The following is a 15,455-nucleotide window of genomic DNA, read 5'->3' on the forward strand; positions in this document are numbered from 1 at the left end:
AACAGATGTGGCCGTTCGCAAAATAATGGTTATCCCTCCCGCCCATTGCGCAACAACACATTCAACTGATCCACCACCTCCGCCCAATCCGCATCATCAAGAATCTCGCCGCGCAAAAAATCCGCCTGGCTTTTGCTCCAGAAAAACGCGTCTGCGAGGTGCAATTCGGGTTTGAGTGGTGAATGGGTGGCGATGAATTGCTCGATGCCAGTCGGGTCGCTGTCCAGTCCCAGTTGCTTGAACAGGGATGGGAGGCTGTGGGTGGGCTGCTCCATGGAGGACTCCTTAAGGAATGCGGTGGATGGGCGATTATTCGCGAGCAAGCCCGCTCCCACAGGGGATTGCGGTCAACCTGTGGGAGCGGGCTTGCTCGCGAAGGCGTCAGTGGCCGCACCACAAAACCTAATGACTCAACTCCTGCACCTGCGCATGCGGCACCATTTTCAGAAACTCGGGCATGCTCATGTGCAGCAGGTAGTTGTGGTTGCCGGCTTCCAGGTAAATGTCTTTCTGCCGGGTCAGCAACGGATCGATGACCATGTCCAGCCCGTAGGAATCACCGAGCGGCGGCACCGCACCGCGTTCGCAGTCATCGAAGATATGCGCCAGGTTGCTCTCCCGGGTGATCTGCCATTCGCCGCGAATGCGCACTTTACTCAAGTCCAGGTGCCGGCTGGCCGGCAGCACGGCCATCAGGTAATGCCCGTGATGGTCGTCGAGAATGACCGACTTGGCCACGCGTTCGGCGGGCACCCCGGAAACCCGCGCGGTTTCCAGGCTGCTGGCCGAGTGGCGGTGGGCCACGATGTCATATTCGCAATGCGCCCGGTTCAGGCTGCTCTGCACTTTTTTTGCCATACGCATGCTGCACCTCGGTGTCCCGCTGAACGTTGTGCCTGTTCTGCTGAGTCTAGTTCGGCCAGTTGCTGATGAAGGGAAATCCGCTCATTGGACACATCCGCTTATTGATCAAAATTCATCCGACGTCAGGCTCAACTAGACTTAAGGAAACACCCCCATGACTCTCCCGGAGGGTCACGTGAACAGCCGATGTTGCACGTTTTTCCTGATACTGCTGGCCAGCGGCTCGGCCCTCGCGGCTGATGTCCTGCCGACGGCGGTCAATCCGGTCGGCCTGTGGCTGATCACCCTCGGGATTGCCTTTCTGATTGCCGAAGCCGCGCTGCCCAACTACGGGGTGATCGGCCTGGGCGGAATCATCATGTTCGTCATCGGCGCGCTGATTCTGAGCAATGCCGATTTGCCGGTACCGATGATTATCGGCCTCGGCCTGCTCAGCGCTCTGCTGCTGATCGCATTGATCGTCCGCGCCTTGAAAACCCGCCCGCGCCACGCCGTCAGCGGCGATGCCGGGCTGGTCGGCAGCGTGACGGCGGTGACCACCGTGCAAGCGCAAAACGCCCACAACGGTTGGGTGCAATTGCAGGGTGAACACTGGCAAGTGCACAGCACGACACCGCTGCACACCGGACAATCGGTACGCGTGGTCGGGCGTAAAGGCTTACTGCTGAAAGTCGCCGCGACTGATGCGGTGCGACACGGAGAGTGATCATGGGTCTGCAAATCGGTTTCGTTGCACTGCTGCTGTTGGTGATCGCCCTCGCCGGGTCGACCTTCCGCATCCTGCGTGAGTACGAGCGCGGCGTGGTGTTCCAGCTCGGACGCTTCTGGCAGGTCAAGGGCCCGGGGCTGATCCTGCTGATTCCGGTGGTGCAGCAAATGGTCCGGGTCGACCTGCGCACCGTGGTCCTCGACGTGCCGCCACAGGATGTGATCACCCGCGACAACGTCTCGGTGAAGGTCAACGCGGTGCTGTACTTCCGGGTACTCGATCCGCAGAAGGCGATCATTCAGGTCGAAGATTTTCTTTCGGCCACCAGCCAACTGGCGCAGACCACCCTGCGCGCAGTGCTCGGCAAACATGAGCTGGATGAACTGCTGGCCGAGCGCGAGCAGTTGAACATCGACATCCAGCAGGTGCTCGACGCCCAGACCGATGCCTGGGGCATCAAGGTCGCCAACGTCGAGATCAAGCACGTCGACCTCAACGAATCGATGGTGCGTGCGATTGCCAAACAGGCCGAAGCCGAACGCGAACGCCGGGCCAAGGTGATCCACGCCGAAGGCGAACTGCAGGCCTCGGAAAAACTCATGCAAGCCGCCGAAATGCTCGGCCGCCAGCCCGGTGCCATGCAATTGCGTTACATGCAGACGCTGAGTTCGATTGCCGGTGACAAGAGCTCGACGATTGTCTTTCCGTTGCCGATCGAGTTGCTCAAGGGGATGGCGGATCTGTCGGGAAAAACCTGACAGCAAAAGATCGCAGCAACTCAAGATTCACAAAGGCATCCTGGGCACATTGCCGAACCCGTTCGCGCAACCACGGCGAAGCCTCGCGGCGCTTGTCTTCGCCATCAGCGACAAAACGCTGGGACGGCTGCTTGGCGTGCTGCACCGTCGCCGCCAACACCTGCTGCCGCTGCTCGGCATTCAAGCGGAAAAAATTCGCCAATCGGCCGGCCATGGCCTCGGGCAATTCGCTGTAGTTCACCAGCAGTCCATCACCCTCACGGCAGTGCAGATAAGCCGACGCCAGCAAGCGACCAAGCCGTCGTGCGATGAAGTCTTCACTGCCGGTAAACGGCAAACCATCGTCGAGCACACAGTTCCCAAGCATCCCCGGCACCATGTGCATCCCCGGACGGCGCACGTGCGACACGGCGATTTCCAGCGGATCGCGGTACACGAACAACCATGGCGTATCGGGAAAGCATGCCTGCAACAGCGGCCACTCGCCGATGTTCCAGGCGTCGAGCTTGATCACCAGTCGCTGCTCGACACCGCGTCGACGTTGACCGTAGGCCGAGAGCAATCCACGGATCGCTGCACGCCGCTCGACTTCGGGCAGCTCACCTCGCAAAAGCGCATCAAGCGGCGGTGGCTCCGAGACCACAATATGGTCATCGAGCCGCGCGAGCATCTGGCTGATCAACGTCGAACCGCAACGCGAGGCGTGCAGGATAAAGGCACTCGGCGCCAACCCCGGGCTTTGCGCTTGCCACTCGGTCAGCACCGACAGCGATGTCTGCCGGCGAAAAGCCTGATTGAACGGCAACCGCAGCGCCTCTTCGACGGCGTCACGAAAAAAAGGCTGATGCAGTGGCGTTTCACCAAACCAGCACCAGTCGACTTGCCACTGCCCCGCCAGCGGCCAGATCCGGATCGGCAACCAACCGTGCAGATTCAGCCGCTCCATTGTTCGTTCCATTGCCGACGACCGCTGCGCATCGCGGCGCGCAGTTCTTCGCGGGAGAATGGCAAGCCGTGTTCGGCGGCCAGCTCCAGAGTGCGCTCGATGAACAACTCAGGCTCCGCCATGTGCTGCAGAGTCGCCGCCAACGCTGCGTCACCTGCAACCCGTCGCTGGAATTGCTGTAACGCCGAATCGGCCGGTTGAGTTGCAGGAGTGTCGCGCAAACCTTCGGCGATCTTCTGCTTGAGCCAGGCCCCGGGCCGGCAGTCGAGCACCAGATGAATCCGCGCGCAGGTATCGAAATTATCCACCCGATGCGCACGAGCAAGATCGAGAAACCAGCACTCCCCCGCCGCCATCAGCACCCGTTGATCATCGAGCCAGAAATCCACTGCAGGTGGGCTGAGCAACGGAATATGCAGGCGCAGATCGGCATCCGGCCCTTCCAGGTCGTAATCACGATGCTCGTGAATTCGCCCGCCCGGCCCCAGTCGCAACAAGCGCACACAGACGATATCCAGCGTCAGACCGCGCAGCCCCAACCGCCAGCGTTCATCGCACAGCCAAGGCGTGCGCTGCAGCGTTTCTCCGCGCCCGGGCGATAACTCGGTCAGCGCATCGGCGGCCGAAATCAGTGCCACACCGCTCCAGTCGCCCGTGAAGTAATCCGTGTTGAAGTGGCCATGCCATGCATCTTCGGCAATCGCCTGCAGCGCCTGCAACAGCAGCGGCAAGTCCACCGCCACCGGCAGACGCGAACAGACCGGGCGGCTCATGCTTTGGGCAACACCGCGCATTCGCCAAGCCAGGTCAGCAGCCGATCCAGACAGGCCTCCACAGTCTGCACGCCGGTGTCGAGCACCAGCGAGGGCTGCGCGGGCGGCTCGTACGGTGCCGAAACCCCGGTGAAACCGGCCATTTCGCCACGCCGTGCGCGGGCGTAATGCCCCTTCGGATCACGCTGCTCGCACACCGCCAACGACGCGCTGCACCAGACCTCGCGATAGTCCGCAGCCAAACGCCGAGCGAACACTTCGCGCAGCTCCAGCAACGGCGCGATCATCGCCAGAATCACGATCTGCCCGTTCTCCACCAGCAGCGCTGCCAGCTCGCTGGCACGGCGAATGTTCTCCAGGCGATCGGCGTCGCTGAACCCCAGATCGCGGTTGAGCCCGACCCGCAAGCCGTCGCCATCGAGCACCACGCTGTGCAATCCACGGGCGAATAGCTCGGCGTGCAACGCCTGAGCCAGCGTCGATTTGCCCGCCGCCGGCAGGCCAGTCAACAAAATCGCCGCACCGCGATGGCCGTTGCGGGCTTCGCGTTGCGAGCGGCTGACGCTGGCGACAGGCGCCAGCAGATTATCGGGCAGCGGCATGCGCCACCACAGGCACCGAGATATCCCCCGACGCCCACGCGGACTCGCGGTTGGCCAACGCCGTGGCGATCGACTGCACTTCGGTGGACTGCACCTGATCCGGCAGCGGGTCGAGACCAGCGCTGGCGAAGATCTGTCCATAGGCGTTGCGCAGATCGGCATACGACAAGTCACGGCGCAGGTCGGCTTGCAGGTTGTTCAGCTCGCCCTGAATCAGTTCAAGTTCACCGATACCGGCGGCCTGATGCCGATTGCGCAATTGGCCGACGATCTGCCCGTCGATGTCCGACAGTTGCTGATTGGTCTTGAACTGCCGCAGCGCCTCCTGATAGTTGGCGTTCGCCACATACAGCTGCGCCAGCACCGCGATCGACATCGCCTGCCGCCGGGCGGCGGCGACTTCCTCACCCGCCTTGGCGACGTCGATGGCCGCCGGAGCGGAAATCACGTTGAACAGGTTCCAGGTGACTTTCACGCCGTAGTCGGCCCAACCCTGTTCGACGAGGAACGAGTTGCTGTCATAATGCCCGCCGGCGGAAAACTCCAGACCCGGCAGCAGGCGCAACATCGCCTTGCGGGTTTCGGCGGCGCTGATGCGGCTCTGATAATCCTGCTCGCGCAGTTCCGGGCGGCTGGTCAGGGCTTCCTGCTCGAGTTTGGCCATGGCGACCTTGAGTTCGGGAATCTGATAACCGTCATCGGTCGCCAGCGTCAGGTTGGTGCCCAGCGGCAGGTTGATCAGCGTTGCCAATTCGGTTTTCGCCAGCGACAGGGCGCGGCGCTGTTCTTCCAGTTGCCGCGTGGCTTCGATCAGCGAACGCTGGTAACCGAGTGCCTGCACCGGGTCGCCGATGCGCTGATCGCTCAGGCTCTGGCTGTCACGCCGGGCGGTGTCGACGCGGGCCATCAGGCTGTCGATCTGCTTGAGCAACCGTTCGGCAGCCATCGCGCGCCAATAGGCTGAGCGCACGTCCTGAACGATGGTGTTGATCACCTTGCGCCGGCGTTCCTGCACGATCAGGCGCTGGTCGCCCTGCTGCTTGGCGCTGATGTAGCTGACGCCGAAGTCGAGGACGTTCCAGACCATGGTCAGGTCGGCGACATCGCGGTCGCGGTCCTGCGAGGTCGAGGGTTCCAGAGACTGAGTGCCGGTGCGCACGCTCTGGCTGCTGGAGGCGTTGACGTTGTTGCGCCCGACGTAACCGGCGTCCAGCGCCATGCGCGGCAGCATGTCGAAACTGGCGAGGTCGAGCTGCCGCTTGGCCAACGCTTCTTCCATGATTTTCAAACGGCCTTCGAGGTTGTATTTCACCGCGCGGGCCATGGCCTGATGCAGGGTCAGCGGGCCACGCAGCGGCTCCTGATCCTTGTACATGCTCTGCAGGTCGGTTTTGGCCCGCTGCTCACTGACGCTGCGTTCGATCGGTTCACTGGTCACTGCACATCCGCTGATCGCCAGCGCCAGCAGGCTGGCGCCGAACAACTTCTGACTTTTCTTCATCCCTGGATCGCCCCTAGGTGCCGCACCGTGTTGAGTAGTTGTGTGTTCAGGCCTGCATTTCGCTGATGCCGACCTGGCGCAATGCCGCTGCCAGGTCGTCGACCCGGTGCTGCTCGCTGTCCTTGAGTTGTTGCAATTGCTGCCCGAGGGTCGGCGCGCCAAATACCCCGCGCAGCCCTTGGGAAATGTCACCGGCCTTGAGCGAGTGACTGTCGAAGGCGTTCAGCGCCTCCCGCTCGGCGCCGTCGTTCTGGTGGAACAGGCTCGACAGCGTACTGCTGGCGAAGACTCCGCCATCACCGCCACCGAAACCGAGGAAGCCGTGCCCGCTGCCGTCACCGCTTCCGTCGCTGCTGCTGAATACCTGGGCGATGAAGCTCGGGCTCAGAGCACCGTGATTGATGAAAATGTCCCCCAGCGGCCGGATGCCGTCGCCCAGTACACGCTGCTCGAACAGCGGCGGGAAGGTCAGCGGCGAGCCGAGATTGCCGGTCGGTGGCGTAAACACAAACGGTTGCAACGGCACGTCCGGGGCCGGCGGCGGTGCGACCGGATCGCTGCTGCGGGACAGCGGATCGGGAATCACCCCATTGATCGGCGTAGTCGGCACCGTTGGCGGAATAACCGGCGGCACGGTATTGATCGCGTAGTTATTGGAGCTGCTGACACCGCTGCCGCTGTTGCCGGACAGGTCACTGACCCCGGCGCTGTTGACGCTGATCGCATTACTGGCGCTGTTGATGTTGGCGCCCGGGGTCAGCGTCGCGGTCCAGGTCTTGCCGCCGTCGTTGCTGCTCAGGTTCGACAGGGTGCCGTTGCCGACATTGATGTCACTGAGATCAAACCCGGTCACCGCCTCATTGAAGCTGATGGTCACCTGCGAGGTCTGGCCCACACCCAGATTCGGATTGGCAACCACCACCGTGGCGGTCGGCCGTTCGCTGTCGAGGGCGTAGTTGTTCGACACCGCCACCGTGCTGCCGGCGTTGCCCGCCAGGTCGCTGACGTTGCTGGTGTCCAGCGCAATGAAATTGCTCGGGTCGGTGACATTCGCGGTCGGCGTGAACGTCGCGGTCCAGGTCTTGCCGCCATCGCTGCTGGTCAGATTGCTCAGGTCGCCGTTGGTCACGCTCAGGTCGGACAGGTCGAAATTGCTCACCGCCTCGCTGAAGGTGAAGGTCACCGTGGTGGTCTGGCCGATGCCCAGATGCGGATTGGCGACCACGATATCCACCGTCGGCCGGGTTGCATCGAGGATGTAGTTGTTGGAGATGGCGATACTCGCCCCAGCATTGCCGGCCTGATCCTGAACACCGGCGGTGTCGATCAGAATCAGGTTGGTCGCGTCATTGACGCCGGCTGTCGGGGTGAAAGTCGCCGTCCAGGTCACGCCACCGTCGCTGCTGGTCAGGTTCGACAGCGCACCGTTGGCGACGCTGATGTCCGACAGGTCAAACCCGCTCACCGCCTCGCTGAAGGTGATGGTCACTGTGGTGGTTTCACCGATGCCCAGGCGGTTGTCGGCAACCACGATGGTAGCGGTCGGCAGCGCGGTGTCGATGGCGAAGTTGTTGGAATCGGTGGTACCGATGCCGCTGTTGCCCGACAGGTTGGCCACCCCGGCATTGTTCAGGGTGATCAGGTTGGTGGCGTCGGTGACATTGGCTGTCGGCGTGAAGGCGGCCGTCCAGGTGATACCGCCGTCGCTGCTGCTGACATTGCTCAACGTGCCGTTGGCGATGGTCAGGTCGCTGTTGTCAAAACCGCTGACCGCTTCGCTGAAGGTGATGGTCACCAGCGAGGTTTCCCCGGCCCTGAGCGACGTGTCGGCAACCACGATGGTGGCGGTCGGCACCTGAGTCTGGATCTGATAATTGGCCGAACTGGTGGTGCCGGTGCCGGTGTTTCCGGCCAGGTCGGTGATGCCGGTGTTGTTCAGGACAATCAGGTTGGTGAGGTCGGTGATACCGATGTTCGGCGTGAACGTGGCCGTCCAGGTAATGCCGCCGTCGCTCGACGAAACATTGCTCAGGGTGCCGTTGGCGACGCTCAGATCGGAGTTGTCGAATCCGGTCACGGCCTCACTGAAGGTGATGGTCACCTGCGCGGTTTCACCGGGACGCAGATCGCTGTCGGTCATGACAATGGTCGCCGTCGGACGCTGACTGTCGACCGCATAGTTGTTGGAATCGGTGGTACCGCTGCCGACGTTGCCCGCCAGATCGGCGATGCCGGTGTTGTCCAGGGTAATCAGGTTGGTGGTGTCGGTGATCCCCGCCGCCGGCGTGAACGTCGCGGTCCAGGTGAGGCCGCCATCGCTACTGCTCACCGCACTCAGCGTGCCGTTGGCGATGGTCAGGTCGGCGTTGGTGAAACCGGTCACCGCTTCGCTGAAGGTGATGGTCACCAGGCTGGTCTGGCCGACGCCGAGCGCGGTGTCAGCCACCACGATGGTGGCGGTCGGGCGCTGAGTGTCGATCGAGTAATTGTTGGAATCGGTGGTGCCGCTGCCGGCATTGCCCGACAGGTTCTGTACGCCAGCGTTGTCCAGGGTGATCAGGTTGGTGGCGTCGGTGATGTTGCTGGTCGGCGTGAAGGTCGCTGTCCAGGTGATGCCACCGTCGCTGCTGCTGACTGCCGACAATGTGCCGTTGGCTATCGTCAGGTCGGCATTGCTGAAACCGGTCACCGCTTCGCTGAAGGTGATGGTCACCAGTGAGGACTCGCCGATCTTCAGACTGGAGTCCGCCACGATGATGGTCGCGGTCGGCACCACGGTGTCGATGGTGTAGTTGTTGGAGTTGGTCGTGCCGCTGCCGGCGTTGCCCGCCAGGTCGGCGATACCGGTATTGGCCAGCGTGATCAGGTTGCTTGCGTCGTTGATGCCCACGTTCGGCGTGAATGTTGCCGTCCAGGTGATGCCGCCATCGCTGCTACTCACCGCCGTCAACGTGCCATTGGCGATGGTCAGGTCGGCGTTGGTGAAACCGCTCACCGCTTCGCTGAACGTGATGGTCACCAACGAGGTTTCGCCGGCCGTAAGGTTGCTGTCGGCGACCACGATGGTTGCGGTCGGGCGCTGGGTGTCAATGGCGTAGTTGTTGGAGTCGGTGGTGCCGCTACCGGCGTTGCCCGCCAGGTCGGCAATGCCGGTGTTGTCCAGGGTAATCAGGTTGGTGGTATCGGTGACGCTGGCGCTCGGAGTGAACGTCGCGGTCCAGGTGATGCCGCCGTCGCTGCTGCTGACTGCGCTCAGCGTGCCGTTGGCAATGGTCAGGTCGGCGTTGGTGAAACCGGACACCGCTTCGCTGAAAGTAATGGTCACCAGCGAGGTTTCGCCGATTTTCAGAGCGTTGTCAGCCACCACGATGGTCGCGGTCGGGCGCACGGTGTCGATGGCGTAATTGTTGGAGTCGGTGGTGCCGCTGCCGGCGTTGCCGTTCAGGTCAGCGATGCCGGTATTGTTCAGCGTGATCAGATTGGTCGCATCAGTGATGCTGGCAGTCGGCGTGAAGGTCGCCGTCCAGGTGATGCCGCCATCGCTGCTGCTGAGCGCCGACATCGTGCCGTTGGCAATGGTCAGGTCGGCATTGGTGAAGCCGGTCACGGCTTCGCTGAAGGTGATGGTCACCAGCGAGGTTTCGCCGATCCGCAGGTTGTTGTCGGCCACCACGATGGTCGCGGTCGGCCGCGCAGTGTCGATGGCGTAGTTGTTGGAATTGGTGGTGCCGCTGCCGGCATTGCCGGCCAGATCGACGACCCCGGTGTTGTCCAGGGTGACCAGGTTGGTGGTGTCGGTGATGTTGGTGGTCGGGGTGAGCGTGGCGGTCCAGGTGATGCCGCCGTCGCTGCTGCTCAGACCGCTCAGGGTGCCGTTGGCCACCGTCAGGTCGGCGGTGGTGAAGCCGCTGACCGCTTCGCTGAAGGTGATGGTCACCAGCGAGGTTTCACCCGCTGCCAGATTGCTGTCGGCCACGAAAATGGTCGCGGTTGGCCGCACGGTATCGATCACGTAGTTGGCCGAATCAGTCGTGCCGCTGCCGGCGTTGCCGGCGAGGTCGGCGATACCAGTGTTGTCCAGAGTGATCAGGTTGGTGGTATCGGTGATGCTGGCGGTCGGGGTGAACGTTCCGGTCCAGATGATGCCACCGTCGCTGCTGCTGACTGCCGACAATGTGCCGTTGGCGATGGTCAGATCGGCGTTGGTGAAACCGGTGACCGCTTCGCTGAAGGTAAAGGTCACCAGCGACGTGTCGCCGATCTTCAACGCCGTGTCGGCCATCACGATGGTCACGGTCGGCCGCGCGGTATCGATCGCATAGTTGACGGAACTGGTCGTGCCGACGCCCGCCACGCCGTCGCTGATCGCATTGACCCCGGTGTTATCGAGGGTGATCAGGTTGGTGGCGTCGGTGATGTTGTTGGTCGGAGTGAAGGTCGCGGTCCAGGTCAGGCCACCGTCGCTGCTGCTGACCGCTGTCAGCGTACCGTTGGCAATGGTCAGGTCGGCGTTGGTGAAACCGGTGACCGCGCGGCTGAAGGTGATGGTCACCAGCGAGGTTTCGCCGATTTTCAACGCCGTGTCCGCCATCACGATGGTTGCGGTGGGTGGTTCCACATAAGCGGTATTGAGTGTGCCGCCATTGTTGTAGATCGCCGCGAAGGCCAACGGTACAGAGCCCGTCACGCCGCCGCCCAGTTCTGCGCCGCCGGCGCCGCTGCCGGCCGCGTTGCCGCTGATGGCGCTGAAGTTGGCGGCGGTGATCAGTACCGTGCCGCCCTGGTTCCAGATCGCACCGACACCCCGTCCGCCGTCGCCGCCGTTCAGGTTGTTGCTGCCCTGGCCGCTACCACCGCCGCCACCACCGCCCGCACCGAGGTTGTTGCTGATGACCGAGGTGCCGACAATTTTCAGGGTGCCGGTGGAGGCGTTGTAAATGCCGCCGGCCGCATTGCCGCCGACGCCGCCCACCTTGTCCCAGCCGGAGCCGCCACCGCCGCCGCCAATCGAAATGGTGCCGTTGTTCGCGGTGCCGCCATTGCCGCCGTTGCTGTAATAGGACACGCCCACGCCGCCGGCACCGCCGACGGTGGAGCCGCCGCGGCCGCCCATGTGCGTGGCGTCGTAGCCACCGCCGTAGCCACCGACGCCACCACTGCCGGCCTGGCCGCCCAACGTCCCGGTGCCCGGCCCGGCCGTACCGCCATGGCCGCCGCCCTGACCACCGAGGCCGCCGCCACCGCCACCGCCGCCGCCGTAGTTGGCTCCCGTGACCCCCCCACCACCGCCACCACCGGCCGCCGCGTTACCGGTGACCGAAACGTTGTTCAAGGTCAGGACGCCGGCGTTGAAAATCCCCCCGCCCATGGCCCCGGTTGCGCCATAGCCGCCATTTCCGCCATTGCCCGAGACCAATCCGCGAGTAATGACCAGACCATCGAGTGTCACCGTGCTGCTGGAGGTGATTTCCACCACCCGCGTCCGGTACTGGCCATCGAGGGTGACGTCCGCCACCCCGTCGTTGTTCAGGTCGCCATCAACGGTGATGTTCTTGTTGATCAGCAATTCCGAGGTGAGCTGCACCGTCATGCCGCTGCTGAAGGTCACGATGTCGCCGTTCTGCGCCGACGCCAGCGCTGCGCGCAGCGAGCCGACCCCGGTGTTCGCATTGTTGGTGGCAGTCCAGGTGGCGAGGCCCCACTGGTACTCGCTCATCGACAGGGTCGACAGCACGTTGGCGCTCTCGATCCTGCCCGTGGCGATTTCCAGATCCCAGTCGCCGCCCACCCCGGTGCGGTTGTTCGAGGCGGCCACATCGCGGCCGGTCAATTGTGCCAGCGAGTCGACGAAACTCAGGCCGCGGTCACCTTCGGCGGTGTAGCAGCCGTAAATGAGAATGTCGCCGCCGACGTTCATGTCCTTGCCGATTTCCGCCAGCACCGCACTGCGTTGCGCGACGTTGTCCGCCGACAGATAGCTGTTGCCGAGCCACAGGTCACCGGCGTTGCCGTGAGCGATGATCTGCACCGAGCTGACACCCGAATGCTGGTCGAGGTAATCAGCGATCTGCTGCAAGCCGTCCTTGCTGGCATCGAGCTTGACCACCTGCGCGCCGGGAGCAACGCCTTTGAGCAGGCTGTCGGCATCCTTGACCCGGGCATCGACGAACACCACGCTCTGGCCCGGTACGGCGACAGGGCTGGCAGCCGGCGTGGCATCGGCCTGGCCGTGGGTGTCCTTGCTGACCGACGGATGATCGGCCGTGGGCGCCTTCGCTGCATCGGCAGTGGGGTGGCTGTCGGGCTGGGCCGCAGCGGTATCGGCCACGGTGGCCGCGACAGCGCCGTCGAACAGCATGCGCGGTTCCAGCGACATGATCAGCGGCGCAGCCAGCGTCCGTTGGCCTTCGGTTACCCGCGACTTTTGCTTGCTCCACCACATGTTGCTCACCCGGACTCGAACAGTTGTAAACGCATCAATGAAAAACGCCGCGATCAACTGATCGCGGCGTCGGACTTCATACGAATCACATTGGCAGCGCTGGCTGAGCCATCGAGCCAAAAGGACAGATCGGCGTATTGCTTGAACAGGTCCGGCGGCAGAATCGTGCGTCGGGACTGCAGGGCGACCTTGGGTTTGACCTTGTGCAGGCCGGCCACACCCAGGGCCTGGTCGAACTCCGGCGCGTCATAGGCCAGGTGTTCGAAATCGTGCTCGAACCAGGGTTCGCCAATGAAGTCGTAGACCAGCCGCAGCACCCGCTCCGGGGCCTGGGTCAACAAGTCGTAATCGACGATCAGCAGCGAATCGGCGTGCTCGCCGTAATAGGCTTCTTTGAGCGCTGCCCAGGCAAAACCAACCAGACGATTGCGCTGGGCCAGGGTTTCGCAGCGGCTGTAGACCGTGTTGCGTTCGACAGCATCGCCGAACAGCTTGGTGTTTTCATAAGGATTGGCGCGGTACAACCGTTCCAGGCTGTCCATCACCCAGGCGACGTTGCGCACGCAGGCAATGACTTTGGCTTTGGGGAACAGATCGCTGATCGCCGGCAGGCGCGAACTCCACTGCCGGTTGGTGTCGAACACCACCGGTTTGTCAGCCTTGTCGGCATAGTAGGAATCGAACAGCCCGCGCAGCAGGCGCCGGCGCATTTCGGTGTCGATCACCGCGCCGAATTCGCTGCCGGCGCCGCACTGTTCAAGGACACCGGAGAAGAGTGCGCCGACCGGACTGGTCATGCCGGCATGAAAGCGCGGGTTCTGCAGAAGAATCGCAGAAAGCAGGGTAGAGCCTGAGCGCGGCAAGCCGGAGATAAAGTGGAACTGCTGCAATCCCTTCACCCTACTTTGTAAGTCCTTTTGTCCGACGAGCGTAGTCCAACAATACCCTTTCGACTAGTAGTGTTTTGATATCAAAACAGAGCAAAACGGACTATGAAGATCTGTTTTTATCGCCAAAGAAAAGGTGAACCGTTTAAGTCATTGCATCGCTGTCCCGTTATCGGTGGTCAACGAAAAAAGTCGCGCATTCGCGCCGCCGGCATGGGTCTGATCACGCAACTGCCAGTTCTTCGGCAAGGGTCGGAACGGATCGGGCACGTCCACATCCAGATCACCGATCAACCAGACGCGAGCACTGCCCTTGGGCAGGTCGTCGAGTCGATCCAGATAGACCTCCTCAGACACCAGGGTGCCGAAACCGTAGTGATTCGGGCGCGTCGAACGACCATCGGCGGCGGGCGGGGTAAACAGGCGCACCTGAGCGTCAGTGCGGTTGTAGTAGACGTAACTGAGATACCAGAGCATGTCGCTGGTGACGATCCGGTCACCGCTGACGAAATGCCGGTTGATGTAATCGACCATGACATTGAACTGATCGTGCGGGTCGACCGTGGCGTTGGTGTTTACGCCCACCAGCTCAACCCCGACCCATGACACCAGAACCGCCACTGCCAGCACACGAGCGCGGCGGTACAACCGGTCGATGGCCAGCGCCGCCAGCATCGGCAATCCCAGCGCATAGGCTGTCAGGTAACGCTCGATGAACACCGGACTGATGAAGGACACCGCGAACACCAGCAACAACGGCACACCGGTGTAAAGCGCCAGCAAAACGCTGCCATGGTTCACGCTGCGGTCGCGGGCCACGGCCACGCCCGCCAGCGCCAGCAGAGCCAGCGGTACGCCGCAGAACAGCAGCAATGGCAGATGCTCGCCCTCGTCCTGGATCAACCAGAGCCAGATCATCGACGGCAGCGAGGACAGGGTCACTGGATCTTCCCAGCCCACATCGCCACCGACCTTGAGTTCTTCCATGTGTTGCGTCAGATCAAGCAGGTTCGGCAACCACGGCAGGTAGAGCACAACGATGGCCAGATTGGCCAGCCACCAGTCCTTGCGCTGGATATGCCGCAGGCGATAGCCAGGCAGCAGGCGAATCAGCCCCAGATACAGCCAATGGCTCAGCGCCGCCAGCACGGCGAAGTAGTGGGTATACAACGCGGCGCTCATCAGCAATGCATAGATCAGCAGATACCGGTGGCGCTGCGGACGCCTGACCCAACAAATCAGCGCCAGTGTGGAACCGATCAGGAGCAGGCCGAGCAGCGAGTACATGCGCACTTCCTGGCTGTAGCGCACCGCCGTCGGCAGCAACGCCAGCAGCACCCCGGCAATGATTGCGGCGCGACGAGTGGCCAGGCGATCGACCAGGCACACACCCAGCCCGACCGTGGCGATGCCGGCCAGCGCGCTGAGGCTGCGGATCGACAGAATCGTGTCGCCGAACAACCCGATCCAGCCGTGCAGCAGCATGAAATACAACGGCGGATGCACGTCGAACGCCGCGTGCTCCCAGATACCACTCAGCGAATAGTTCGCCAGCAACAGGCTTGAGCCTTCGTCGCCCCAGATCGCGGCGGCGTTCAGGTCATAAAAACGCACCACCGTCGCCAACAACAGAATCGGTATCAGCCACTGCCGGCGAGCCCAGCGCCATAAACGCCGGACACCGGCATTCGGTGCGGCAAACGGGTCCTGGGTATCCCCCAGCGGAGTCTCGCGACGCGCTTCCATCAACCTTCCCTTACAGATTTACCGAGTAAAAACCAGCGCCATTCATTGCGCACACTGTAGGCCAGAGTCGAAGTCGACGCGCGGCCACGACGACGTCCGGCAAGTCCGCCGATCCGGGTCTACGCTACCGCTTGGCGTGACCTGCCCGCGCAAACGCAAGGCGTCAGCACAGCATCTGTGCCTGTCCTGCAACCAAGGCTAACGCGCGGCGCGCCGACCACATAACA

The 15,455-nt window shown here is 62.8% G+C and carries 11 protein-coding genes; 2 read left to right on the forward strand and 9 right to left on the reverse strand.

Translation table 11 applies throughout. From position 1 onward, the window contains the following. Window positions 1-29 precede the first annotated feature (29 nt). Together KCG87_RS06295 and KCG87_RS06300 are read right to left on the reverse strand one after the other, a co-directional pair. A complete protein-coding gene (locus KCG87_RS06295) occupies window positions 30-275 on the reverse strand; it encodes a DUF2789 domain-containing protein (RefSeq protein WP_098966581.1) in 246 nt (81 codons plus the stop codon). A gap of 127 nt (window positions 276-402) precedes the next feature. Then, window positions 403-864, reverse strand: coding sequence for a YbaK/EbsC family protein (locus KCG87_RS06300; RefSeq protein WP_202370914.1), 462 nt, complete (start codon window positions 862-864; stop codon window positions 403-405). Window positions 865-1,018: 154 nt separating this feature from the next. On the opposite strand from KCG87_RS06300, the gene KCG87_RS06305 reads away from it, so the two are divergent. Together KCG87_RS06305 and KCG87_RS06310 are read left to right on the forward strand one after the other, a co-directional pair. Then, window positions 1,019-1,570, forward strand: coding sequence for an NfeD family protein (locus KCG87_RS06305; RefSeq protein ID WP_134785137.1), 552 nt, complete (start codon window positions 1,019-1,021; stop codon window positions 1,568-1,570). A gap of 2 nt (window positions 1,571-1,572) precedes the next feature. Then, window positions 1,573-2,331: a slipin family protein gene (locus KCG87_RS06310; protein WP_041070974.1), complete on the forward strand. Its 759-nt coding sequence runs from the start codon at window positions 1,573-1,575 to the stop codon at window positions 2,329-2,331. Here the strand turns inward: KCG87_RS06310 and KCG87_RS06315 are convergent. The 7 genes from KCG87_RS06315 to KCG87_RS06345 form a co-directional block, all read right to left on the reverse strand. Then, on the reverse strand, window positions 2,297-3,277 hold the full coding sequence (locus KCG87_RS06315; protein ID WP_134785136.1) for a sulfotransferase family protein: 981 nt from the start codon (window positions 3,275-3,277) through the stop codon (window positions 2,297-2,299). The genes KCG87_RS06310 and KCG87_RS06315 overlap by 35 nt on opposite strands. Then, window positions 3,265-4,050: an aspartyl/asparaginyl beta-hydroxylase domain-containing protein gene (locus tag KCG87_RS06320; RefSeq protein ID WP_210556915.1), complete on the reverse strand. Its 786-nt coding sequence runs from the start codon at window positions 4,048-4,050 to the stop codon at window positions 3,265-3,267. The genes KCG87_RS06315 and KCG87_RS06320 overlap by 13 nt, the downstream gene beginning before the upstream one ends. Beyond that, window positions 4,047-4,652, reverse strand: a complete 606-nt coding sequence (cysC, locus tag KCG87_RS06325; protein ID WP_134785134.1) for an adenylyl-sulfate kinase — start codon at window positions 4,650-4,652, stop codon at window positions 4,047-4,049. The genes KCG87_RS06320 and cysC overlap by 4 nt, the downstream gene beginning before the upstream one ends. Beyond that, window positions 4,636-6,153, reverse strand: coding sequence for a TolC family protein (locus KCG87_RS06330; protein ID WP_134785133.1), 1,518 nt, complete (start codon window positions 6,151-6,153; stop codon window positions 4,636-4,638). Before KCG87_RS06330 ends, cysC begins: the two co-directional genes overlap by 17 nt. A gap of 46 nt (window positions 6,154-6,199) precedes the next feature. Next, the gene (locus KCG87_RS06335) at window positions 6,200-12,511 is read right to left on the reverse strand and encodes an Ig-like domain-containing protein (RefSeq protein ID WP_246881665.1); all 6,312 of its coding nucleotides are present in this window, start codon (window positions 12,509-12,511) and stop codon (window positions 6,200-6,202) included. A 137-nt stretch (window positions 12,512-12,648) separates the two neighbouring features. After that, window positions 12,649-13,494: a sulfotransferase gene (locus tag KCG87_RS06340; RefSeq protein WP_135294699.1), complete on the reverse strand. Its 846-nt coding sequence runs from the start codon at window positions 13,492-13,494 to the stop codon at window positions 12,649-12,651. Window positions 13,495-13,632: 138 nt separating this feature from the next. Continuing rightward, window positions 13,633-15,228: a glycosyltransferase family 39 protein gene (locus tag KCG87_RS06345; RefSeq protein ID WP_098966569.1), complete on the reverse strand. Its 1,596-nt coding sequence runs from the start codon at window positions 15,226-15,228 to the stop codon at window positions 13,633-13,635. Window positions 15,229-15,455 lie beyond the last annotated feature (227 nt).

The organism is Pseudomonas sp. MWU347 (assembly GCF_017947305.1).
Classification (GTDB): domain Bacteria; phylum Pseudomonadota; class Gammaproteobacteria; order Pseudomonadales; family Pseudomonadaceae; genus Aquipseudomonas; species Aquipseudomonas putida_A.

Coding starts and splice junctions, on each gene's coding strand:
- KCG87_RS06295 (WP_098966581.1), bottom strand. CDS start 275: ATGGAGCAGCCCACCCACAGCCTCCCATCCCTGTTCAAGCAACTGGGA.
- KCG87_RS06300 (WP_202370914.1), bottom strand. CDS start 864: ATGCGTATGGCAAAAAAAGTGCAGAGCAGCCTGAACCGGGCGCATTGC.
- KCG87_RS06305 (WP_134785137.1), top strand. CDS start 1,019: ATGACTCTCCCGGAGGGTCACGTGAACAGCCGATGTTGCACGTTTTTC.
- KCG87_RS06310 (WP_041070974.1), top strand. CDS start 1,573: ATGGGTCTGCAAATCGGTTTCGTTGCACTGCTGCTGTTGGTGATCGCC.
- KCG87_RS06315 (WP_134785136.1), bottom strand. CDS start 3,277: ATGGAGCGGCTGAATCTGCACGGTTGGTTGCCGATCCGGATCTGGCCG.
- KCG87_RS06320 (WP_210556915.1), bottom strand. CDS start 4,050: ATGAGCCGCCCGGTCTGTTCGCGTCTGCCGGTGGCGGTGGACTTGCCG.
- cysC (WP_134785134.1), bottom strand. CDS start 4,652: ATGCCGCTGCCCGATAATCTGCTGGCGCCTGTCGCCAGCGTCAGCCGC.
- KCG87_RS06330 (WP_134785133.1), bottom strand. CDS start 6,153: ATGAAGAAAAGTCAGAAGTTGTTCGGCGCCAGCCTGCTGGCGCTGGCG.
- KCG87_RS06335 (WP_246881665.1), bottom strand. CDS start 12,511: ATGCTGTTCGACGGCGCTGTCGCGGCCACCGTGGCCGATACCGCTGCG.
- KCG87_RS06345 (WP_098966569.1), bottom strand. CDS start 15,228: ATGGAAGCGCGTCGCGAGACTCCGCTGGGGGATACCCAGGACCCGTTT.